The 22,541-nt window shown below is 35.9% G+C and carries 20 protein-coding genes; 3 read left to right on the top strand and 17 right to left on the bottom strand.

Going from position 1 to position 22,541, the window contains the following annotated elements; all coding sequences use genetic code 11:
• Positions 1–1,238 precede the first annotated feature (1,238 nt).
• Both B494_RS0108510 and B494_RS0108505 read right to left on the bottom strand, forming a co-directional pair.
• Positions 1,239–1,631: a hypothetical protein gene (locus tag B494_RS0108510; RefSeq protein ID WP_017471970.1), complete on the bottom strand. Its 393-nt coding sequence runs from the start codon at positions 1,629–1,631 to the stop codon at positions 1,239–1,241.
• Between the two features lie 264 nt (positions 1,632–1,895).
• Positions 1,896–2,507 (bottom strand): hypothetical protein, encoded by a 612-nt coding sequence (locus B494_RS0108505; protein ID WP_017471969.1) that lies wholly within the window; start codon positions 2,505–2,507, stop codon positions 1,896–1,898.
• A gap of 228 nt (positions 2,508–2,735) precedes the next feature.
• Here B494_RS0108505 and B494_RS0108500 point away from each other — a divergent pair, with 228 nt between their 5' ends.
• The 3 genes from B494_RS0108500 (at position 2,736) to B494_RS0108490 (ending at position 4,491) form a co-directional block, all read left to right on the top strand.
• On the top strand, positions 2,736–3,068 hold the full coding sequence (locus B494_RS0108500; RefSeq protein ID WP_017471968.1) for a YolD-like family protein: 333 nt from the start codon (positions 2,736–2,738) through the stop codon (positions 3,066–3,068).
• A gap of 386 nt (positions 3,069–3,454) precedes the next feature.
• Complete coding sequence (locus B494_RS0108495; RefSeq protein WP_017471967.1) at positions 3,455–4,180, top strand: hypothetical protein; 726 nt, start codon at positions 3,455–3,457, stop codon at positions 4,178–4,180.
• Positions 4,181–4,200: 20 nt separating this feature from the next.
• Positions 4,201–4,491, top strand: a complete 291-nt coding sequence (locus B494_RS0108490; protein ID WP_017471966.1) for a hypothetical protein — start codon at positions 4,201–4,203, stop codon at positions 4,489–4,491.
• Positions 4,492–4,654: 163 nt separating this feature from the next.
• Here the strand turns inward: B494_RS0108490 and glnA are convergent, their stop codons facing one another.
• The 15 genes from glnA to rny form a co-directional block, all read right to left on the bottom strand.
• On the bottom strand, positions 4,655–5,992 hold the full coding sequence (gene glnA, locus B494_RS0108485; RefSeq protein ID WP_017471965.1) for a type I glutamate--ammonia ligase: 1,338 nt from the start codon (positions 5,990–5,992) through the stop codon (positions 4,655–4,657).
• Positions 5,993–6,017: 25 nt separating this feature from the next.
• Entirely contained in the window at positions 6,018–6,422 is a 405-nt protein-coding gene (locus B494_RS0108480) for a MerR family transcriptional regulator (protein ID WP_017471964.1), read from the bottom strand.
• 602 nt (positions 6,423–7,024) lie between these two features.
• Positions 7,025–8,248, bottom strand: coding sequence for a GTPase HflX (hflX, locus tag B494_RS0108475; protein ID WP_017471963.1), 1,224 nt, complete (start codon positions 8,246–8,248; stop codon positions 7,025–7,027).
• A gap of 104 nt (positions 8,249–8,352) precedes the next feature.
• Positions 8,353–9,234 carry an AAA family ATPase gene (locus tag B494_RS0108470; RefSeq protein ID WP_017471962.1) on the bottom strand — a complete coding sequence of 294 codons (882 nt, stop codon included), beginning with the start codon at positions 9,232–9,234 and terminating at the stop codon, positions 8,353–8,355.
• Between the two features lie 215 nt (positions 9,235–9,449).
• Positions 9,450–9,674 (bottom strand): RNA chaperone Hfq, encoded by a 225-nt coding sequence (gene hfq / locus B494_RS0108465; protein WP_017471961.1) that lies wholly within the window; start codon positions 9,672–9,674, stop codon positions 9,450–9,452.
• A 39-nt stretch (positions 9,675–9,713) separates the two neighbouring features.
• The gene (gene miaA, locus B494_RS0108460) at positions 9,714–10,649 is read right to left on the bottom strand and encodes a tRNA (adenosine(37)-N6)-dimethylallyltransferase MiaA (protein WP_017471960.1); all 936 of its coding nucleotides are present in this window, start codon (positions 10,647–10,649) and stop codon (positions 9,714–9,716) included.
• A 254-nt stretch (positions 10,650–10,903) separates the two neighbouring features.
• The gene (mutL, locus tag B494_RS0108455) at positions 10,904–12,733 is read right to left on the bottom strand and encodes a DNA mismatch repair endonuclease MutL (protein WP_017471959.1); all 1,830 of its coding nucleotides are present in this window, start codon (positions 12,731–12,733) and stop codon (positions 10,904–10,906) included.
• The gene (mutS, locus tag B494_RS0108450) at positions 12,733–15,306 is read right to left on the bottom strand and encodes a DNA mismatch repair protein MutS (protein ID WP_017471958.1); all 2,574 of its coding nucleotides are present in this window, start codon (positions 15,304–15,306) and stop codon (positions 12,733–12,735) included. Before mutS ends, mutL begins: the two co-directional genes overlap by 1 nt.
• 171 nt (positions 15,307–15,477) lie before the next feature.
• Entirely contained in the window at positions 15,478–16,026 is a 549-nt protein-coding gene (gene cotE, locus B494_RS0108445) for an outer spore coat protein CotE (RefSeq protein WP_017471957.1), read from the bottom strand.
• A 454-nt stretch (positions 16,027–16,480) separates the two neighbouring features.
• Positions 16,481–16,843: a YlbF/YmcA family competence regulator gene (locus B494_RS0108440; protein ID WP_017471956.1), complete on the bottom strand. Its 363-nt coding sequence runs from the start codon at positions 16,841–16,843 to the stop codon at positions 16,481–16,483.
• A gap of 3 nt (positions 16,844–16,846) precedes the next feature.
• Positions 16,847–18,400: a tRNA (N6-isopentenyl adenosine(37)-C2)-methylthiotransferase MiaB gene (miaB, locus tag B494_RS0108435; protein WP_017471955.1), complete on the bottom strand. Its 1,554-nt coding sequence runs from the start codon at positions 18,398–18,400 to the stop codon at positions 16,847–16,849.
• Between the two features lie 81 nt (positions 18,401–18,481).
• Positions 18,482–19,408: a dipeptidase gene (locus tag B494_RS0108430; protein ID WP_017471954.1), complete on the bottom strand. Its 927-nt coding sequence runs from the start codon at positions 19,406–19,408 to the stop codon at positions 18,482–18,484.
• Between the two features lie 62 nt (positions 19,409–19,470).
• On the bottom strand, positions 19,471–19,731 hold the full coding sequence (locus tag B494_RS0108425) for a stage V sporulation protein S (protein ID WP_017471953.1): 261 nt from the start codon (positions 19,729–19,731) through the stop codon (positions 19,471–19,473).
• Between the two features lie 86 nt (positions 19,732–19,817).
• Positions 19,818–20,615, bottom strand: a complete 798-nt coding sequence (locus B494_RS0108420; protein ID WP_017471952.1) for a TIGR00282 family metallophosphoesterase — start codon at positions 20,613–20,615, stop codon at positions 19,818–19,820.
• Between the two features lie 126 nt (positions 20,616–20,741).
• Complete coding sequence (gene rny, locus B494_RS0108415) at positions 20,742–22,313, bottom strand: ribonuclease Y (RefSeq protein WP_017471951.1); 1,572 nt, start codon at positions 22,311–22,313, stop codon at positions 20,742–20,744.
• Between the last annotated feature and the right edge of the window lie 228 nt (positions 22,314–22,541).

Raw genomic sequence — 22,541 nt, 5'->3', positions numbered from 1 at the left:
GTTGAGAGCACTTTCAAAATCATTAATTAGAGAGTAGTATTAATGAAATGTTTTGCACAGTTAATAGGTCTTATTAAGATTACACTAAACTTTTTGTTTTTACCTATTGTTTACGCACACTTTTACTATAAGCGATTTCAGCTTGTAATTTGCATGCAAATAGATAAGAATTAATATAAGGTTTGTAGTTTTATGATTGGCGTGTGACTACCAAAATTTCTTATAACTTTTTTAACTTATAAGCAAATGCCTCTGTATTTTTTTGTATTATTATACATATAACTTGATTATTTTGGAATATAAAACCTTTTAAGCATTTCTTATTACCCAAGACAACCGTCGTTACATATTAATGGAAAAAATATGTTAAATAAATGATTCTTTAAGCTCATGTTTAATGCTGATTATACTTCTAATGCTCCAATAGCAGTTAAACGTATGAGAAGGTCGCGTGTGGCACATCCATGCAGAAGTAAAGTCAACAAGCCTATTGAATACCGCGTCTATTGAACACGATCAAGGTTGAATGACTATTTTCAGTGTGCGAAAGTTGAGTTAGTGAAAATTAATTTCACCTCAATTAAATTAAAGATCACCAGTTGTTATTGTATTAATTAAGCTTTCAAAATCATCTTGATTTCGCCTAGATAAAGATATATTAAGACAAAACAGACCTTACTTCTTCTAGCTAATTATAATTTCTCTCCAACTACTCACTGACTCTCATTTAACTTACAAAGTGATAAAAGTTTAAAAGATTGCATTTTATTTAACAAACTTGTATTTATGTTAATTGAAGTGTGATTTGACGTAAATAGGTTGGGTGGGTGATCTGTTTTTATGTAGTTTTTTAGATCATGTAAACTTTGTAATCATCAACATATTGGATGTTCTTATGAATATATCCGGATACATATACTTTTACTTCAGGGCAGGGATTACTTTCTGAATAGTTGGGCTAGTATGAAGTATTAAAAGTAACATGAAAAAGGGTGGCCATATACTTGGTATTGTTACTTCGTGTGTGGGGTTCATTCCATTTGTAGGTATAGTTCTACATATTTTAACAGCTATTTTCCTTCTCATTGAAGCAGCAAAAAACAAAGTAGAGGTACAACCAGTAAATCATGCTTCTTAATTAAAGAAATACAAAACCACTAATCCCTATAAGCCTACCTCAGCATTCCATTTAAAGGGATAGAGCTAGGTTTTTTAGGTGACTAGTGGATTTTTTACGTTTATAATGAAGAATCCTTCTGCTTTACAAATTTCAAGACTTCTTTAAATAGGTTGATAGTAAAATAGTAGTAAACAACTACACCTAGGACTGCTAATAAGATAAAAATGATTTGGAAACTACTCAAATAAGTCTGTACGATATAATTAAACATAACCACACTAATAAATGTATGTCCAGTACTAATAAATATAGCTACTCCAATTAAAGAGATTTGCACTATACCAATTAACTGTTTATCTCTTTGAGTTCTTGAGGATTTTTTATTCTTTTTCACAAATAATGCGATTAAAAGCATAATAATTGACCAGACGCTTAAAACAACGCTAAAAATGCTCATTAAATTAATAACTACAGATAGAATGGCGATTTTCACATATTTTTTGAAACCCATAACTATTTTATCCACCTCACTTTAATGCAATCAGTACCTGAATTCTATACTAAAAGTTCTCTTTGCCATACGATTCAAAATAAATTTTTTTATTAAAGATAGAAAACGTGAACTAACGTCATCTATCTAACAAACCTCAATTTATGTTAATTGAAATGTGATCTGATGTAAATAGGAAGAACGAGCTGTTTTATTTATATCTCTAAAGCAGGCCTTTTACTTGTTCAATTAAAATAAAAGCCACCATATGGTGACTTTTATTTACTATTCATTCATATCATCCGGGTAAATAATACTATCAAACACATCTCCAGAAGTTTCATCAACCATGTCAATGGTGACGTTATAATCATCTGGATTAGCTCCACTCATTAACTGATAAAACAAACCTGAAATTCCGAGTGAAAAAGCTGCCATACCATCAAAGCTATTCTCATAAACTTCTTGGTCAACAACAACTGAAAAGCTTGAATAGTCGTTATTTGCAGTTATATCGCGAATCGACACAAAATCCTCACTTGAAACAAGCTCATTCATTGTACTTTCAATTTCAGTCACATAATCACTTAACCATTCATCATGCACAGATTTTGGCATTGTATACGTAACTGATCCATCATCATTAACTGTTACTTCAGTAATTCCAATTTCATCAGCCTCTGCTTCAATCTGATCGATATCTAGTTCTTCTGCATAAAAAGAAGCGGGTATCGTGACATCAACATCAAGTGCCCCTTCCTCTACATCAGCTTCCTCCACACCATCTTGGTCATTGTTCTCTTCAATATCTTGTTGTTCGGATTCATCTTGCGAACATGCTGAAATAAGGAAAACAGCCAACAATAACACGCTTAACACCATTAATATTTTTTTCAAAATTTTCTCCCCTTTTTAAAATTAAAATATAACAAAATAATTTTACCATATTTATCTTTATACTACCAATCAATAAAAAGAAAGTTTGTAAAAATATCCTTTTTAATCTTACTGATAAATAGCTAAAAACTACTAAACCTGCCAATAAATACGTTTGTATTGAATATGCGTTAAGATGTATAATATAGAACGAATGTTCTGTCTGTAAAGTTAGAAGGGATCGACATCATGAAAAATAAACTTACAAAAGAAGCTAATTTAGTATGGGAAGCTAGTCGAATGATTTTACCTGAGCATAAAGAATTAATACGTAAACATTATCAAGAATTAAACGATGAGATTAAACCTATATTATCTGAAGATAAATTGGAGGAACTCGAACGAGCAATCATAGAGGCTATTGAGCGTAAATCTGTTGTTGAGATCACCTATTACAAAAACAAACGAATGATAAAGTATCAAGGTAAAATTATACGTCCGCTCGATTTAAGACGATTAGAAATTGAAGTAGCTGACGGCTTAGAGTTTTTAAAGTTTGATGATATTATCGATATCGAATAAATAAGATAGCAGAAATGCTGTCCTATCTATTTCGCTAATAAAAGCATGCTTTATGTTACATCATTTCTATAAGAGGAATCTTAATATATTTTACATTACGATTACCCTTCTTCCTTTTATCAGATAGATCATTTGTAAAACGAACCTTCAATCAGTGGGCGTTTTTGTGGCTAATCCGTGGCGATGAAATATTAAAATGACATTTGATTGAGTCATCCAGCAATCAAAACTGTAATCGATTGGTTAGTTACTATTTATTAGATTAGTTCATAAATTAGACACAATATGTATTTTAATACCAAATTATTGTAAAAAGGAATTGACTAAGTTTTTTTTGGAAGTACAATTAATTTAGATTCAAAATACAATTATAAGAGGTAGAATCGATGAAAAAATTTTTAATACTATCAGTTGTTTTTGTTCTAACTTTTTCAAGTTTTAGTACGTCTCTTGTTTATGCGGTTGAATCAGGGACTATTGAACCTTTTGTAGATTTGGAAATTGATGAAGATTACATAGATATTGTTAATATCGGAATTACTGACCTTAACAATATTCCAGAGGAAGTATTAGATCCAAATCATTTCTCAGCAGACGAGATCATTTACATACCAGAGGAATTCTTTGACCCCTACCACGAGGATGTAGTTGAAGTCATTTATGACCTTAAAGATGAGAACACAGAGGGGATTTTTCGTCCTTTCATTGCCTTAGAAGTAGCAGCCGGCTCTTTTTTTATCCCTGGGATTGGTACAGTAGTTATTACAACGGCTGGTACTCTAGTCATAGCCGGATTAACTATTAAAGCCGGATCTATCCTTTATAATGAGGTAGCTACTTATTTTGCAAAAAAATCATATGATAGAGCAAAAAGAGATGGTGCTAAGACAAAAAATCATTCAACACAAACTGTAGCAAAAGGTAAGAGTAGTCTTCCTAAAACCGGAAAGCCTTTATCTTCAAAAGATCTAAAAGATGGGAAGGGCGTAAAACAGAGAAGATATTACAATAAAAAAGGAAATGCTGAACTGGATATAGATTACAGACACTCTGGAAATTATAAATTCCCCCACAGACACACATGGAAAAATGGAGTTAGGAGTAAGCATTAAATAACGAGGTGAAGTATAACATGAATAATAAAAATCAAAACTTTGATGAATTACCTACTGGCGAAATTATTAGTTATGAGCACTTTTTATATCAATTAGACACAGGGAGGGAAATTGAGTTCAGCTATAATAATCAAGAATATTTTATAGCCCATGACAAAAAAGGACGAGTTCTTTGGAAAGGTAAAAACAGACTGAGTGAGTATTATGATGATAAAAATGAAACATTCTTATCATCTGTACAGATTGAAGGTGTAACTTTAAAAGAATTAATAAATAAAAAGCTTCTTAGAATAAGTACTGTCTTCTAAGTTAAGGTAAGGAAAAAGTCCCTCCCTCACTAACCAGTAAGGGGCTTATTTTCTGACTACTTTTTTTCTCATGGCGTTCGTAGCTTATCCCAGATCTCTAAACAAAAATTAAGTGATTCAAAAACAAAACCCTAGAACCATTATGGCTCTAGGGTTTAACTGATTAATACATTTGGATATATTGTTCTCTTTCCCATGGGTGTACTTGTGTGCGGAACATATCCCATTCGATTTCTTTAGATTCAATAAAGTGTTCGAATAAGTGCTCACCTAACGCATGAGTAATGATTTCATCATTAGAGAGGTTAACAAGTGCTTCATAAAGTGTAGCTGGTAAATCTTTAACACCATTTGCTTCACGCTCTTCTTTGTCCATGACATAGATATTGCGATCAACTGGTGATGGTGCTTCTAAGTTACGCTCAATACCATCAAGACCTGCTGCAAGTAAAGCAGTAAGAGCTAAGTATGGATTAGCAGATGGATCTACACTACGCACCTCAACACGTGTACTTAAGCCACGAGATGCTGGAATACGAATAAGCGGTGAACGGTTTGAACCTGACCAAGCAATATAACAAGGCGCTTCATAACCCGGCACTAAACGTTTGTATGAGTTAACAGTTGGGTTTGTAACCGCAGTAAATGCTTGTGCATGATCAATAATACCAGCAATAAATTGATAAGCTGTTTTGCTTAATTTTAATTCGCCGTCCTCATCTAGGAATGTATTTGTTTTCCCTTTAAATAGTGACATATTACAGTGCATCCCTGAACCATTTACACCAAACAATGGTTTTGGCATAAAGGTTGCATGCAAGCCATGTTTACGAGCGATTGTTTTAACCACTAATTTAAATGTTTGAATATCATCAGCATGCTTAACTGCATCAGAATATTTAAAATCAATTTCATGTTGTCCTGGTGCTACTTCGTGGTGTGAAGCTTCAATCTCAAAGCCCATTTCTTCTAATTCAAGTACGATATCACGGCGACAATTTTCACCTAAATCTGTAGGCGCAAGGTCAAAATAACCACCTTTATCATTAAGTTCTAAGGAAGGATCGCCTTTTTCATCTAATTTAAATAGAAAGAATTCTGGTTCAGTTCCAATATTAAAGGCTGTAAATCCCATATCTTCCATTTTTTTAAGGTTTCGTTTAAGGTTAACGCGTGGACAACCTAAGAACGGCTCCCCTTCTGGTGTATAAATATCACAAATAAAACGCGCTACTCTACCTTTTTCTGATGTCCAAGGGAAGACAACAAAAGTATCAAGATCAGGGTATAGTTTCATGTCCGACTCTTCAATTCTAACGAAGCCTTCAATTGAAGAACCATCAAATACCATTTCATTATTCAATGCTTTGTCTAATTGACTTAGAGGAATCTCAACATTTTTGATCGTCCCTAGTAAATCAGTAAATTGGAGTCGAATAAACTTAACGTTTTCCTCTTTGATTTTCTGCTTAATTTGTTCTACGGTAAACTTTGTTCCCATCTCTGTCCTCTCCTTTAGCTATTCTTTATTGATGGAAGAATCGTGACAATTCTCCCTGACGCAACGAGGTTTTTCCAAGTCGGCCTGACTGCATTAATTCATTCCGTAATAGTTTACGCAGTTCTTTCTCAGATAATTCAGGTTTTTTATCCGCTTCACTTGCTGATCCCTGCTCTGTAGTCGGTAAATCTTTAAGCTGTAAAACTTGTTTAATACCAGCAAGATTAATCCCTTTCTCGATCAATTCCTTAATTTCCAGTAACCGATCGACATCATTGAAAGAAAATAATCGTTGATTTCCTTCTGTTCGAGCTGGGTGAATTAACTGATGCTCTTCGTAATAACGAATTTGTCTAGCGGTCAAATCAGTCAAATCCTTGACTATACCTATGGAAAATAAGGGCTGCGAACGTCTATCTAGATCACTCATAACATTCTCCCCTTTCCTCTCTTGCTTTCCATAATCTTATTATACACATACGGAAAAATAGTTGTCAACAGATGTTAGCTTTTTTTACATTGAAATTTTCAAAAAATTTAGTTTAATACGTTTTGTCTGTTTATTATTTAAAGCCGTCATTTCCTGTAAGTATAGTATTGGATTTTGATATACCACGATCTACAAATTTAAAATAAGCCCTTCTTGAACATATGCTGCGTATGACAGACGAATTGGTTCATTAGCCGTTCATCAATACTTGCATCTTGTAAAACCAGACGATAAGATTCATATTGTTTTACAAATTAACAAACAGTTATCTACAAGGACAATCAACACAGAAGCGATTTTTTATAAAAGTAACCCTTTCTTGTATTTGGCTAATCAAGAATAAAGAACGGTCGGCATATTCTTTTGAACGCCAAATAGCAATCACTATGTTTGTTCGTTAATTGATAATTCAAATTTACTTCATTTACATTTGTTAATGGGATGGGATGGCATGATAATTCACCCCACAATCAATCAAAAATCCTCAAATTTCGCCCCGAAAACCTAAAACGAATTCAAATGTATCATAAGATACGCCACTGTTACTTTGGTGAAAGAGGATGGTCATCAGGCAGATAACCTTGCAACCAATAACGTTCCTCTCCCTCAATAAACGTTTCATCAGTAATAATTGAATGTTGCTTTAATTGTTGTAACCTCTTCCCTTGATGAGCTGGGATTTGAACAGAGTATTGTTTCCATTGTTGTTTGATTAATTCTTCTGTTTCCTTGAGTACCTTCTTACAATCCAACACTGACAATGCACTGATTGTTAGAGACGGCTTGTGCAAAGGGATAAAATCAGCAGCAATTAAATCAACCTTATTGTATAAAGTTAAAGTAGGAAGTTGATCAGCACCTAATTCCTGTAGTAATTGATTAACGGTTTGTTGCTGATGATGTTGCTCAGGATGGGAAGCGTCAACAACATGATAGATCAAATCAGCTTCTGTTACTTCTTCAAGTGTAGATCGAAAAGCAGCGATTAAATCAGTTGGCAAATCTTGCATAAATCCAACCGTATCTGTCAAGATAACATTAAGACCCGAAGGCAACTTCAATTGCCTTGAAAGCGGATCTAATGTCGCAAACAGTTGATCTTGTTCGAAAGCATTACTCTGTGTTAGTCGATTAAAAAGTGTTGATTTTCCTGCATTTGTATAGCCGACAATAGCAATTTGAAAGGTATGGTTAGCTTTTCGACGTGATCGATACTGATGGCGTTGATTCGTAACGGTTACTAACTTTCGTTTAATCTCATCAATTCGCCTATTAATATGTCTTCGATCAGATTCTAGCTTGGTTTCCCCCGGTCCTCTCGTGCCAATTCCTCCACCGAGTCTTGAAAGCGCTAGACCTTGCCCATGCAATCTTGGTAACAGGTATTGATATTGAGCTAGTTCAACTTGAAGCTTACCCTCGTTTGTTTTTGCTCGACTTGCAAAAATGTCTAAAATTAATTGGCTACGATCAATGACAGGAAGGTCAAATTCAGCCTGTAAATTCCGAGTCTGAGAAGCTGATAATTCATCATTAGCAATAATTAAATCAATTGCTTTTATATCAATCAATTCCTTGATTTCAATTAATTTACCCGCCCCTAAATACGTGGCTGGATGTGGATGATCTCGTTTTTGTATGGCCTCTTCAATGACTTGACCTTTAGCTGTTTCCGTTAACGACTTTAGTTCTTCTAGCGAATATTTAAATCGACATTCATCATCTTTTTTTCTCTGCACAGCAATGATTAGCACATTTTCTTGCATTTTTATACCTCATTTCTACAATACACCTCTTCTATTTTAACAAAAAAATATGTTACAGTAAGCACATTCATACAATATATTCACGAATAATGTTAACTTTTTTCTTATATATCGTCAGATGTTAGCAATATTAACTTATTTAATTCATATACCCTTTCTTTAACTAAACGAATCGATTGCTTTCGGATGGCTTCTTCAATGATATTCCTAACGAAACGAGCATTACTAAATGGATGCGTTGTATACCTATGCAATTCACGCTCAATTAAGCGACGAAGTTTTAATTCAGCTTTTTCAGTTAAGTGATAATCACGATCTTTAACCATTTTTTTTGCAATTTCCATTAATTCGCTTAATTGATAATCTTCAAAGTCTAAAATAAAAGGAAAGCGTGACACTAATCCTGGATTACTACGCAAAAAAAACTTCATTTCTTCAGGATAGCCTGCTAAGATTAGGATAAAAGATTGGTGATGGTCCTCCATCTGCTTAACTAAGGTATTAATCGCTTCTTTTCCAAAATCTTTATCTCCACCATACGCCAAAGCATATGCCTCATCGATAAACAATACCCCTCCAAGAGCACGATGTATTAATGATCGCGTTTTATGCGCTGTTTGCCCGATGTATTCACCTACCAAGTCTGTTCGATCGGCTTCAATAATATGTCCTTTCTCTAAAATATTCAAATCGACAAACCATTTAGCTAAAGTACGAGCTACCGTTGTTTTTCCGGTTCCAGGGTTTCCTTTAAATAGCATATGTAATGATTGTTGTTCCGTCTTAAGCCCTGCTTCTTTACGTCTTTTGTTTATTTCAATATGCGCATAAATTTCTTTCATTTTCTCGCGGAGATTGTCCATACCAATAAACCCATGCATCACTTGATTAATGGATTCAAACGGATCGACTCCATTTTCACTTTCAGCTTGATTAAGGTGTGTATCATGTAAGACAATATTAATTTGATTCGTTCTCATCACCATCTGTCTAATCACCTCTTTCTTTATGTATTATACGCAAGTTTTGCTTTGTATTAACACTAAATAAATAATAAAAGCTAACATTTGCTTGTCCTTTTGCGCAGAGGTTAGCTTTCATTATAATTGGCTTTTTAAAATCTTTATCCCCTTAACAAAAAACACATCGCCCTTTAGATCTCTTCTAAAGGGCGATGTGTTAGTTTGTTAACATAGGATAATTATTCCTTCTCCAAAGCTACATTTTTAGTAGGTGCAAAAGTTGAAATGGCATGTTTAAATATCAATTGTTGCTTTCCTTCTGTTTCTAATAAAACAGTAAAGTTATCAAACGCTTTAACAAGACCACGCAATTGAAAACCATTGGTTAGAAAAACAGTTACCTGAATATGGTCTTTTCTTAGGGCATTTAAGTACTGGTCTTGAATATTTACAGATTGAGCCATACTATTCCTCCTCTATTCTATCTCTAATATAATATAATTCTAGGTGAGTCTTAAAATTCCTGCTAGATCTGAATAAATTTTTTCGAAAACTTGCTCTTTTGTCTCGGGAGTAATGTCGTACCAGTTCACTTTCATTTTATTTCTAAACCACGTATATTGACGCTTAGCATAACGCCTTGAATTACGTTTAAGTAATGAGACAGCCTCATCAAGATCGCATTCACCTTTAAAATAAGGGATAAACTCTTTATAACCAATCGCTTTCATAGATTGTACATGCTCTAAACCTTGTTTGTAAAAATAATGCGCTTCTTCTACAAGGCCCAATGTAAGCATATGATCAATCCGTTCATTAATGCGTTGATAAAGAAGGTGGCGATCCATTTCCAAACCAATCAAAATAGGATGATACGGTGAGGTCTGGGATTGTCGGGCTTGCATCTCGCTTATCGTTTGACCTGTACGATCGTAGACTTCTAGAGCTCGAATAATCCTCCTTACATTATTAGGATGTATTTTAGCCGCTTGAATAGGATCAACGGACTGTAAACGCGCATAAACATTCGCAACCCCGTCTTGTTCGATTGATGCCTCGATTTTCGCTTGATAACTTGGATCACGACGTTCTTCCGAAAATTGATAATCAGATAGCGCGGCATCAATGTATAATCCGGTCCCTCCCGCAATAATTGGAAGGCGCCCTTTATTTGCAATCATCGTAATGTAATGCTGAACTTTTTCTTGAAATTCAGCTACAGAAAACGACTCATCTGAATCTTTAATGTCAAGCATATGGTGGGGAATACCCGCTTTTTCTTCATCAGTTACTTTGGCTGTTGCAATTTCCATTCCTCTGTATATTTGCATAGAGTCTCCGCTAATGACCTCACCATCAAAACGTTGAGCAATCTCCACACTTAACTCTGTTTTACCAACAGCTGTCGGCCCTACAATGGCAACGACTGTTTGTTTCATTTCAATTACCCCTCGTATAATAAGTTTTAGTTACGACCAATTGTTCGTGATTTCATCATCTGTAAATATTTTGCGTGCACGTACTCACAACGCCTAAGCAATACCTCGGAGGCAAACATAGCTTTAAATTTACAGAAGCTAACACCAACGTGGCACCCTTAATCTTTTTAAATGGATAAAACGAACCTACAATCAGTAGGCGTTTTACGTCGCTTATCCGTGCTAAACGTTCCATTTATATCTCATTGTTACATTTACATCACACGTTTAAACATTTTTTCAATGTCATAGTTTGAAAAGTTAATAATGATCGGCCTTCCATGGGGACAAGTAAAAGGGTCCGTCGTTTCGCGTAATGATTCTAACAACTGAAACATATCATCATAATTCAAATAATGATTCGCTTTGATTGAACGTTTACAAGCCATTAATATGGCTGACTCTTCTCTTAGTTTGTTTAAATCAACTTTACCTTCCTCCATCACTTGATTTACAATATCACGAATGACTTCTTCTTCGAACCCCTTAGGAAACCATTGTGGGTGTGCACGTATTAAATAAGTCGTTTGTCCAAAATGTTCAAAAAATAGGCCAACCTCTTTCAATTGTTCTTGATACTGGTTGATCATAAGCGCCTCTTGGTTCGAAAAGTCAAAAGTTAACGGCATGAGTAGCTCTTGCAATTCGCTCTCTACTTGACCAATTTTATCACGGAAATATTCATACTTAATCCGCTCTTGTGCAGCATGTTGATCAATCATATACAATCCTTGCTCATTTTCAGCTAGAATATAAGTGCCATGGTGTTGGCCAATTGGATATAACACGGGCACCCGCTCATTTTTCGAAGAGACATTTTGATTGACTTGCGCAGGACTAGGCTCCTCCAGATCGACATCCGCTTGATAAGCTGACACTTCTTCTTTTGCTGCATCTAAAATAATATCAAGTGACTGATGTGTATCCGTTGGTTTATTCTCTGTTTGTATAGTTGATTCGAGTTCTGATGAAGGCTGTTTTTCTTGCTGATGTTCGAACTTAAAGCTTTCTTGTGTACTTTGGGTTATATTTTTTTTCGGCTGCGTAACTGTTGGAATAAGCGTTTCTGTTCGGAAAGCCTGACGAACCGTCTCTTCAATTGCTTGAAATAATTCTCTATCTTTACTAAAGCGTACTTCAAGCTTTGCAGGATGAACATTAACATCAACTAAGATCGGATCCATTTCTATTTGCATGACAACAATCGGACTACGCCCAATTGGTAAAAGCGTATGATAGCCATTAAGGATCGCTTTATTTAATGGGATACTCTTAATAAATCGTCCATTAATGATCGTTGACATATAGTGACGTGACGCTCTTGTAATCTCAGGTTTAGCAATATACCCGGTAATATGATAATCTAAGGTCTTATGGTCTACTTTAAGCATTTTCTTTGCAACAGAAACGCCATAAATTTGAGCAATAATCTGAAGCAAATCACCACGACCATTTGATTGAAATAATAATTTTTCATTATGATATAATTCAAAACGTATGTTTGGATAAGACAAACTTATACGATTAACAACATCAGTAATGTGTCCAAGCTCGGTATGAATGGTTTTCATATATTTCAGGCGCGCTGGGGTATTATAGAAAAGGTGTTGCACCGTAATCTCTGTCCCTTGTCTTGCGTCACCTTTGTCTTGACTGACCATTTTTCCACCTTCAAGATAAATAATCGTCCCTGCACTTTCCCCTGTAGATGTTTTTATCGTCAACTGGCTAACTGCAGCGACAGAAGCTAGTGCTTCACCACGAAAACCTAATGTAGCAACATGAAACAAATCTTGTTCTGTCCGAATCTTGCTTGTCGCATGACGTAAAAAAGCGCGTCCTGCATCAACCTCATCCATCCCCGTTCCATTGTCTGTAATTTTTATTTTGCGCAACCCTGCTTCCTCAACTTCTATTTTAATTACCGAACTCTTTGCATCAATGCTATTTTCAACAAGCTCTTTGACCACTGAAGCAGGGCGCTCAACCACTTCACCTGCTGCTATTTTATTGGCCAAAATATCTGGCATTGTTTCAATTGGCATTATGATTCATCCTTTCGCGCTAGCTTTTGCAATCGGTACAGTTCATTAATAGCTTCCATCGGCGTCATTTCCATTAAATCAAGTGCTTTAAGTGCTTGCTCGATCTTTGAAGTTGATTGTTTCTTTTCTATTGAAGTAGGTTCAGTTGTAAAAAAGCTTAATTGATTCGTGTCTTGCTGAACTTCAGATGATTCTGGTTCCATTTCTAACTCAGTTAAAATAACTTGCGCTCTTTCAATTAACTCTTCTGGTAATTGCGCAAGTTTAGCGACATGAATACCATAACTTTTATCTGCGGCCCCATCTTGAATTTGATGGAGAAAGACTACACGCCCCTCATATTCTTCAGCACGGACATGAATATTTCTTAATTGCTCTAATTGATCTTCTAAACTTGTTAATTCATGGTAATGCGTAGAAAAAAGCGTTTTGGCACCTACCCGATCGTGAACATATTCTATGATGGCTTGTGCTAAAGCCATACCATCATAGGTGCTTGTCCCACGCCCAATTTCATCAAGCAAAATTAAACTATTTTCTGTCGCTTGCGTTAGTGCATGCTTTGCTTCAAGCATCTCAACCATGAATGTACTTTGTCCTGCAACCAAATCATCTGCGGCACCAATTCGAGTGAAGATTTTATCAAACACAGGTAATGTAGCATGTTCAGCAGGCACAAAGCATCCGATCTGGGCCATAATTGCAATTAATGCGACTTGACGCATGTATGTGCTTTTACCAGACATATTCGGCCCAGTTATTAAAAGGAGTTGACTTGATTGATCCATTAATACATCATTAGGCACATACTCCTCGTCTTTCATCACCTTTTCTACGACTGGATGCCGCCCTTTTACAATTGACATCGTATGTTCGTTTGTTAATGTCGGCTTAACATAACCATATTGTTCACTCACCAAAGCAAAACTTTGTAACACATCAAGCTCACTAATTTGATCAGCTAAGGTCTGTAAACGTGTAATGTAAGCTTTAACTTGTTCTCGTAATTGAATAAATAAATCGTATTCTAAATCGACACTCTTTTCCTCTGCTGACAAAATTAATTGCTCTTTTTCCTTTAATTCTGGTGTAATAAAGCGTTCTGCGTTGGTTAATGTTTGCTTGCGTTCATATTTCCCCTCGGGTAGCAAATGAAGATTGGCCTTGGTCACTTCTATATAATAACCAAAAACCCGGTTGTAACCAATTTTTAAAGATTTTATATTCGTTGCTCGCTTTTCTTGTTGTTCTAGTTCAGCAATCCATTGTTTCCCGTTTCGTGAGGCATCTCGATATTTATCAAGCTCTTCATTAAAACCATCTCGAATAATGCCCCCTTCTTTAATGGTTAAGGGAGGGTCTTCAGTCAAACTGGTTTCAAGCAAGTCTAGCAACTCCGTCAATGAATCCAAAGCTTCTCCACGCTTCACTAATTGTTCTTCCGAAAATTGTGCTAATATTTCCTTTAACCCAGGTACTTTTGTAATTGATAATTTCAATTGTAATAGATCGCGTGCATTAACATTACCAAAAGCAACTCGCCCAGCTAAGCGCTCTAAATCGTAAATGGATTTTAGTTGTTCACGTAAATCTTCACGCGAGATAAAATCAGCCATCAATCCATCTACAAGTTGATAACGTCTTGTGAGTATATCTTGATTAAGTAATGGACGTTCTAGCCATTTTTTTAATTTACGCGCACCCATTGCAGTTACTGTTTGATCAAGAACCCACAGCAAACTCCCTTGCTTTCCTTTTTTGATAATGGTTTCAGTCAGCTCCAAGTTACGCTTTGAATACATATCAAGCCCTAAATATTCGTTTAGTTTAATAACTTGAAGTGGCTTTAAATGATCAAGTGCTCGTTGCTGGGTAGCTTGAATATATTGAACAAGCCTACCAAATCCTATCTTCAGTTTCTCATTGTCAATATTTTCTACCAAATGTTCGTAAGATTGCTCTAATGTTGTTTCTTCGACATATGACAATGTTACTTGAAGCCGATTGGTGAGATCAACTTGATGATCTACGGGTAAGTCTTTTGAAATAACAACTTCTCTAATCGGTCTATTATAGAGTTCACTTAACACACTATCCCAACCTGTTTGAACGAGCGCTGCACTCGTCTCGCCTGTGGACAAATCATTGTATGCCAGGACATAATGTCCTTGTTCAAAACTTGTTATACTTGCTAAATAATTATTTTCTTTTTCGTCAAGCATTGCGCCTTCCATCACTGTACCTGGCGTAATAAGTTGAATAACTTCTCGTTTCACAACACCCTTGGCAACTTTAGGGTCTTCAACCTGCTCACATATTGCAACTTTAAATCCTCTTTCAATTAGTGTTTTTATGTAATTACTTGCTGCATGGTAAGGCACACCACACATAGGTATACGTTCTTCTCCTCCACCATCACGACTTGTAAGCGTAATCTCTAACTCTCGAGATGCTTTTAATGCATCATCAAAAAACATCTCATAAAAGTCACCTAAACGAAAGAAGAGAAAACTATCTTGGTATTGTGCTTTTATTTTTAAATATTGCTCAATCATTGGCGTATAATTACTCATTAATCGATCTCCTAAACTATATAAAAATTTCAATACTATTATTATAGCATATCATTAACTCTGGTTTTTACCTGTAGATTCAAAGAATATTATTAAATTTTACATTTTTGATTACGGATGGTTATCTGTGATAAAAAAAGAAAGCGTACAACAACATGTACGCTTAACCTGTCAATTCGTATCATTAGGTTCTAAATTGATTAACTCATCATCTGTTAACTGATCAACCCAATCTTCTTCGCCTTCTACAACACCACTTGGATCAACACGAACAGCTACTTTTGTATCACCGATAACTTCAACTAAAAATTCGCGTTCTACTTCCGTTTTAATTTTTCGATCTGCTTTCTCTATCGTACAGGATAATGAATTGGGTTGTTGTAACGGTTTGGCATGAACTTCAATGTGAGATCCTACTGTTTGCTTATCTTTAACAGCAAGTTTAATGGGATCTGAATACGTCACTCGCTCAGTAACAACTTCTGTCTTTGTATGATCATTGTATGAATACCAAACGTTGATATCGTAGCTCCCACTTACTTCTACTACCTCGTCACCTTTGCGTTTGGCATTATATAAATGATTAATGATCCAACACCCTAAAATGCTAGATGGCTGATGTGTTGGACTAATAATATGGGTATCTTGCGTAAACTTACGACCCTTACCGATGACAGCTTTTGTAATAATTTCTCGATAATCTTGATCAAGAAATGACATAGACAATAACCTCCTCTTTCTTCATGTTCAGTTTATTCAATATAGCTAGGCGAAGTGACACTTACCACATAGTTCATCCTATGCATTTGCCTAATCGTTGCTACTGTAAACACAGATTATTTTTATAAATCCAGAGCAGCTCATGTCTGAAGCTAACAGCTCACTCGGTAATTTGCGACGGAATTTATCATAGATAACCAGTCCGTAAAAAACAAAGGTGAGTGATAACGGCCGCTAGTACCCTAATTCACCCAACTAACCATCAGTTGACGGGTAAGATCATAGACTAAAATCACCACAGCGTGTGGTAACGTTTACATGACCTATGTTCTGTAGCCCTCACCCACTTTTTTTCGTTCTCAAAACACAACAAATCCCCCGATTGTAGTCGGGAGATTTGTTAAGCTGCGCTAGCCGATAAAAGTCATCGGTGCGATTTGATAACGAACCTTCTTTATTCATTTTGATCTAATTTATCACTAACTTGAGTCTCTATATTACCAATTAGTGATTGTAACACATCATTAACAATAACTTGTGAGGTTTTAAATTCTGCAACAATGGGAATATCGTCAATTTCAGCTTGGATTGTATCAATTTGTCGATCAATTTGTTTAACAGCCTCATGCTTTCCATAGGCTTGTAAATTAACAGCTTGTTTCTGTAATGCTTTAATTTGATTAATTTTGTCCTTAACTTTCTGATTAGCATTCAAGCGTTCTTCGAGTGCTTTATAGCGCTCCACTTCTTCTAATGCATTTAAGTCATTGGTAATTTCTTCAACCTTTTTAAAGATTTCTTCTTTTGAGTATGTCACTTTTTAATACACTCCGGACGTCATCTCAACGAGTTCACCGTCTAATGACCATGTTTTAGCTTTTGTAATCTTGACCGGAACAATTTTACCAATAAGTGTTTTAGATGCTTTGAAGTTTACTAACTTATTCCGTTCAGTATAACCTGATAATACTTCAGGATCTTTTTTGCTTTCTCCTTCTACTAAAACCTTAACTATTTGCCCTTCATACTTCTCCATAGCTGATTTGGATTGCTCATTAACAAGGGCGTTAAGTCGTTGAAGACGTTCTTTCTTCACTTCCATTGGGATATTATCTTCCCATCGTGCAGCCGGTGTACCTTCACGTGGTGAATAAATGAAAGTATATGCCGCTTCAAATCCCACTTCTTTCATTAATGTCATTGTTTCCTCAAATTGTTCATCAGTTTCATTTGGAAAGCCAACGATAATATCTGTCGTTAATGTTGCATTTGGCATTGCTTCACGAATTTTACGAACCAATCTTAAATAATCTTCACGTGTATAACGGCGTGCCATTATTCGTAATACATCAGAGCTACCGGATTGAACAGGTAAGTGAATATGATCAAGTAAATTACCACCTTTAGCCAATACTTCAATCAGACGGTCATCAAAGTCGCGTGGGTGAGAAGTTGTAAAACGAACACGAGGGATGTCAATCTTACGTATTTCTTCCATCAAATCACCTAAACCATATTCGAACTCAAGGTCTTTCCCGTAAGCATTCACATTTTGTCCAAGTAAAGTCACTTCTTGATAACCTTGAGCTGCAAGGTGGCGTACTTCTTGAATGATATCCTCTGGTAAACGGCTGCGCTCTTTTCCTCTTGTATATGGAACAATACAGTACGTACAAAACTTATCACAACCATACATGATATTAACCCATGCTTTAATATTACCTTTGCGGACTTTTGGTAAATTCTCAATAATGTCGCCTTCTTTGGACCAGACCTCAACAACCATTGCTTTAGAAAACATCGCTTCTTTTAACAAGCTTGGTAAACGATGAATATTATGGGTGCCAAAAATCATATCAACAAAAGGATGTTTCTTAAGAATACGATTAACAACAGATTCTTCTTGAGACATACAGCCACATACACCGATAATCAGATCAGGATTTTCCATTTTAAGCGGTTTTAAGTGACCGATTTCACCAAAAACTTTATTTTCAGCATTTTCCCGTATCGCACATGTATTTAATAAGATCACATCTGCATCATTCGTATCTTCTGCGGGTTGATAGCCTAAATCCGTTAATAAGCCCGCCATAACTTCGGTATCATGTTCATTCATTTGACATCCATATGTGCGAATCAGAAATTTTTTGTCTTTTCCGATGCCTTTCATATCCTCCGGAATACTAAAGTCGTAATGAATATCGACATCTTTCTTGAGCCGCTTTTTAGCTTTCTTTAAATTTGGTGGCTCATAAGTTGTCTGAAAATACTTACCGATCAACTCATCTGAATCCATCTTTTTTAAACGATCTAAGTTTGCATCTGTATCTTGTTTTATTTGACTACTTTCTTTACGTTGTTTTTCGTTCATTTGAAAATGACTCCTTCCTTACACGTACATCTTTGTCCATTTTAACACGTTAGCATACTTTTTTGTGTGAAAAAGCTTGATTTACTCTTTCAATCTAGGGAATTTTCTTATAAAATTTGCACCAGTAATTTGCTTAACCGTTGATTTATCGTATCTTTTATCTAGTGCCTCTATTATATTAACATAATTTTCAACTGTTTCTAAATTTTGAATGGTCGTTGATATACCATCGAAGTCAGAGCCAAAACCTAGATGATCTCTTGCCCCGCATTCGAGAAAATAATCAATATGTTTCATGACATCATTAATTTGCACTGGCTCATTTGGCTTTGTAAAGTAAGGAACAAAAGTAACACCAATCCAACCCTCACGTTTGATTAGTGCGGCTATCTGCTGATCATCAAGATTACGCCTATGTGGACATACCGAAAAAGCATTGCTATGCGATGCCATCACGCCATGTGCAGTAGATATAACATCATAAAATCCTTTGATAGATAAATGTGAAACATCTGTCCAAATTTGTTCGTCATTTAATAAATCAATGACTTCATAACCAAAACTGCTTAATCCCTTTCCATGAGGATGATCAATACTATCAGCAATAGCATTGTTGTTATTCCATGTCAACCCGACAATTCGGACACCATAATCAAGCAATTGCTTTAATTTGTTTAAATCTCTTCCTATTGGATGACAACCTTCTAAAGTTAAGATGGCACCACGTTGATGATTTTCTAAATCTTCAATATCTTTTTTTGTTTTAATTTGCACTATGTCAGGATTGGGTGTAATGATTTTTTCATAAAAAAGCTCCACCATTTTCAATGCCACATCATATTGCTTATACTCTGGAACATCATCAGGTACAAATATAGCAAAAGCCTGAATACGCACAGGGCTATTACGCCACTTCGTTAAATCAAATTGAAGCTGCTTTGATTGATTAATATCGTATGAATGCTGCCAAAGTTGATATAACAAATCACAATGTGCATCGATTAACATCGTCAGTCACTCTCCTTAAAATGTGAAAAATCCTGTTTGTAAGATACAAACAGGAAAGCCAATTAACGAGGTTCAACAATGAGTTTAATTGCTGTTCTTTCTTCATCATCGATTTTAATATCTGTAAAAGCAGGGATACATATTAAGTCAACTCCACTAGGTGCAACAAAACCACGAGCTATTGCTACAGCCTTCACAGATTGATTAAGTGCACCTGCACCAATGGCCTGAATTTCTGCCGAACCACGTTCGCGCAACACATTTGCTAAGGCACCTGCTACTGAATTTGGGTTTGATTTAGCTGAAACTTTTAATACGTCCACTTTTGCTACCTCCTTGGTTTTCTAAAGTCGTTCCACTTTTACTATATTCTCACAAATTGCTGATATGCTTACTTTTAATCGAATGATTAACTGAAAAAAGGTTGATCCTCGGTAATCAAAATACGATTAATTTGTTTGGCCTTACCTGAAACAGGATCAATATCAATAACTACACCACTGAGCTGATGTTTTCCATGCTTCATGGCTTCAAAACGCACAGGAAGATTGGTTAAAAATTTCTTAATGACCGCCTCACGTTCAGTACCAATAATTCCATCATAAGGACCTGTCATACCCACATCAGTGATGTAGGCAGTCCCTTGATCAAGTATTCGATTGTCAGCTGTTTGCACATGCGTATGCGTACCAACTAAAGCACTGATACGTCCATCTAAATACCAAGCTAGTGCCAATTTCTCACTCGAAGCTTCAGCATGAAAATCCACAAAAATGATTGACGTTCTTTTTCGGGCTTCTGCTATCAGTTCATCAGCTTTTCGAAATGGGTCGTCAATAGTCGGCATAAACGTTCTGCCTTGCAAATTAATTACTGCTACTTCTGTACCATTCACGTTAGTAAACGTTATTCCATTACCTGGTGTACCAACAGGAAAATTTGCCGGTCTAATCATTCGCTTCGCACGGTCGATGAATTCAAAAATTTCTTTTTTATCAAAAGTATGATTCCCCATCGTTAAAACGTCAGCACCCCAGTCTAAAAATTGCTTATAAATCTTCTCAGTAATGCCTTTACCTGAAGCCGCATTTTCTCCATTTACAATGGTTAGTTGAGGTTGATACTTCTGTTTTAATTTGGGTAAGTAGGTTTGAAGTTGGTCTCTCCCCATTGATCCAACAATATCTCCAATAAATAAAATACGCATTAATGTGCTCCTTCACTCTATACTTCTAATTATATAACACTCAGTTTCACATAGTTTCCTACTCTTGTCAAAAAGAAGCGACCACATATTGGTCGCTCCTTTCGCTTTTTTACTATGAAAGCATATTTACTTTGCATACTCTACTGCACGTGTTTCACGAATAACGGTTACTTTAATATGTCCAGGAAAATTCAATTCTTCTTCAATTCGCTTACGAATATCCCTAGCAATACGCACGGATTCAAGATCATCAATTTCATCCGGCTTAACCATGATTCGAACTTCTCGCCCAGCTTGAATAGCAAATGATTTCTCAACCCCATCATAAGATTCAGAAATCTCTTCAAGCTTTTCCAGTCTTTTAATATAATTTTCTAATGTTTCACTTCTCGCACCTGGTCGTGCAGCGGATAAAGCATCGGCAGCTGCAACGAGGACTGAAATAATAGAAGTAGGCTCTTCATCACCATGATGAGAGGCAATAGCATTAATAACCACTTCTTTTTCTTTGTATTTCATTGCAAGCTCTTTTCCAATCTCAACATGACTACCTTCTACTTCATGATCAATCGCTTTTCCGATGTCATGTAATAGTCCAGCTCGCTTAGCCAACATAACATCTTGCCCTAACTCTGATGCAAGTAAACCAGCTAAATGGGCCACTTCAATTGAGTGTTTCAAAACATTTTGACCATAGCTTGTACGGTACTTGAGGCGTCCAAGAATCTTAATTAAGTCAGGATGCAAACCATGTACACCTACTTCGAAAGTCGTCTGTTCACCGACTTCCCGAATATATTCATCCACTTCACGTCTCGACTTATCAACCATCTCTTCAATACGTGCGGGGTGAATACGACCATCTTGCACTAATTTCTCTAAGGCAATTCGCGCTGTCTCGCGACGAATTGGATCGAAACCAGATAAAATGACAGCTTCTGGCGTGTCATCAATAATTAAATCGATACCTGTTAAGGTTTCTAAAGTTCGAATATTCCGACCTTCACGACCAATAATTCGGCCTTTCATTTCATCATTTGGTAGATTTACTACAGACACAGTCGTTTCTGCAACATGATCGGCTGCACAACGTTGCATAGCGAGTGATAAAATCTCCTTAGCCTTTTTGTCTGCTTCTTCTTTTGTACGATTTTCTGCCTCTTTAATAATAAGTGCTGTTTCATGACTAACTTCTTTTTCGACCCGTTCCAAAATCACTTGTTTTGCTTGATCCGATGTATAACCAGAAATGCGCTCCAGTTCAGCCTGTTGATCTTTCAACAAGGCCTCCACTTTGCCTTCCATTTCTTCAATTTGTTGTTGTTTTTCTGTTAATGAGTTTTCCTTCTTCTCTTGCATACGCTCACGTTTATCTAACGTTTCGTCTTTGCGATCAAGGTTCTCCTCTTTTTGCATGAGACGATTTTCTTGCTTCTGAAGTTCAACACGTCGTTCGCGAAGTTCGTCCTCTGCTTGCTGACGAAATTTATGATTCTCATCCTTCGCTTCTAAAAGGGCTTCTTTCTTAGCAACTTCTGCATTGCGATGCCCCTCAGCTACGATCTGTTTAGCCAACTCTTCTGCACTTGAAATCTTTTTCTCTGCAATTGATTTACGAATCAGATAGCCAACAACAATACCGACGATTAGGATAGCCAAACTGGAGATGACGATAACCAAAAAGTCCGTATAATTCATGGTTTCACCTCCTCTTGCTATTCATTTTTAAACTTAAGTTAAGTCGGCATGTACTTGTCTTACTCATTTAAAATGCGTCATTAATAGTTGTGTATAATTTTAAAAAAATGAATTATACACCATTAATTCTAATAGTGCGTATAAGTAATGTCAAGAAAACGTCACATACTATTTTCAAAATCCTGCTGTTTTGTCAAGAAATATCATTATTTTAAGCTAATTTATTTA

Source organism: Amphibacillus jilinensis Y1 (genome assembly GCF_000306965.1).
GTDB classification, from domain to species: Bacteria; Bacillota; Bacilli; order Bacillales; family Amphibacillaceae; genus Amphibacillus_C; species Amphibacillus_C jilinensis.
The sequence above is the reverse complement of the archived record's forward strand: the minus strand, read 5'-3'. Positions and strand labels throughout refer to the sequence as shown.

Bases quoted from the DNA above. Each gene is read 5' to 3' on its own strand.
- hfq (WP_017471961.1), bottom strand. From the start codon at position 9,674: ATGGCTCAATCTGTAAATATTCAAGACCAGTACTTAAATGCCCTAAGA.
- B494_RS0108430 (WP_017471954.1), bottom strand. From the start codon at position 19,408: ATGTTAATCGATGCACATTGTGATTTGTTATATCAACTTTGGCAGCAT.
- B494_RS0108470 (WP_017471962.1), bottom strand. From the start codon at position 9,234: ATGGTGATGAGAACGAATCAAATTAATATTGTCTTACATGATACACAC.
- mutL (WP_017471959.1), bottom strand. From the start codon at position 12,733: ATGCCAATTGAAACAATGCCAGATATTTTGGCCAATAAAATAGCAGCA.
- hflX (WP_017471963.1), bottom strand. From the start codon at position 8,248: ATGCAAGAAAATGTGCTAATCATTGCTGTGCAGAGAAAAAAAGATGAT.
- rny (WP_017471951.1), bottom strand. From the start codon at position 22,313: ATGAATTATACGGACTTTTTGGTTATCGTCATCTCCAGTTTGGCTATC.
- glnA (WP_017471965.1), bottom strand. From the start codon at position 5,992: ATGGGAACAAAGTTTACCGTAGAACAAATTAAGCAGAAAATCAAAGAG.
- B494_RS0108510 (WP_017471970.1), bottom strand. From the start codon at position 1,631: ATGGGTTTCAAAAAATATGTGAAAATCGCCATTCTATCTGTAGTTATT.
- B494_RS0108495 (WP_017471967.1), top strand. From the start codon at position 3,455: ATGAAAAAATTTTTAATACTATCAGTTGTTTTTGTTCTAACTTTTTCA.
- miaB (WP_017471955.1), bottom strand. From the start codon at position 18,400: ATGAACGAAAAACAACGTAAAGAAAGTAGTCAAATAAAACAAGATACA.
- miaA (WP_017471960.1), bottom strand. From the start codon at position 10,649: ATGAAACAAACAGTCGTTGCCATTGTAGGGCCGACAGCTGTTGGTAAA.
- cotE (WP_017471957.1), bottom strand. From the start codon at position 16,026: ATGTCATTTCTTGATCAAGATTATCGAGAAATTATTACAAAAGCTGTC.
- mutS (WP_017471958.1), bottom strand. From the start codon at position 15,306: ATGAGTAATTATACGCCAATGATTGAGCAATATTTAAAAATAAAAGCA.
- B494_RS0108500 (WP_017471968.1), top strand. From the start codon at position 2,736: ATGAAAAATAAACTTACAAAAGAAGCTAATTTAGTATGGGAAGCTAGT.
- B494_RS0108420 (WP_017471952.1), bottom strand. From the start codon at position 20,615: ATGCGTATTTTATTTATTGGAGATATTGTTGGATCAATGGGGAGAGAC.
- B494_RS0108490 (WP_017471966.1), top strand. From the start codon at position 4,201: ATGAATAATAAAAATCAAAACTTTGATGAATTACCTACTGGCGAAATT.
- B494_RS0108480 (WP_017471964.1), bottom strand. From the start codon at position 6,422: ATGAGTGATCTAGATAGACGTTCGCAGCCCTTATTTTCCATAGGTATA.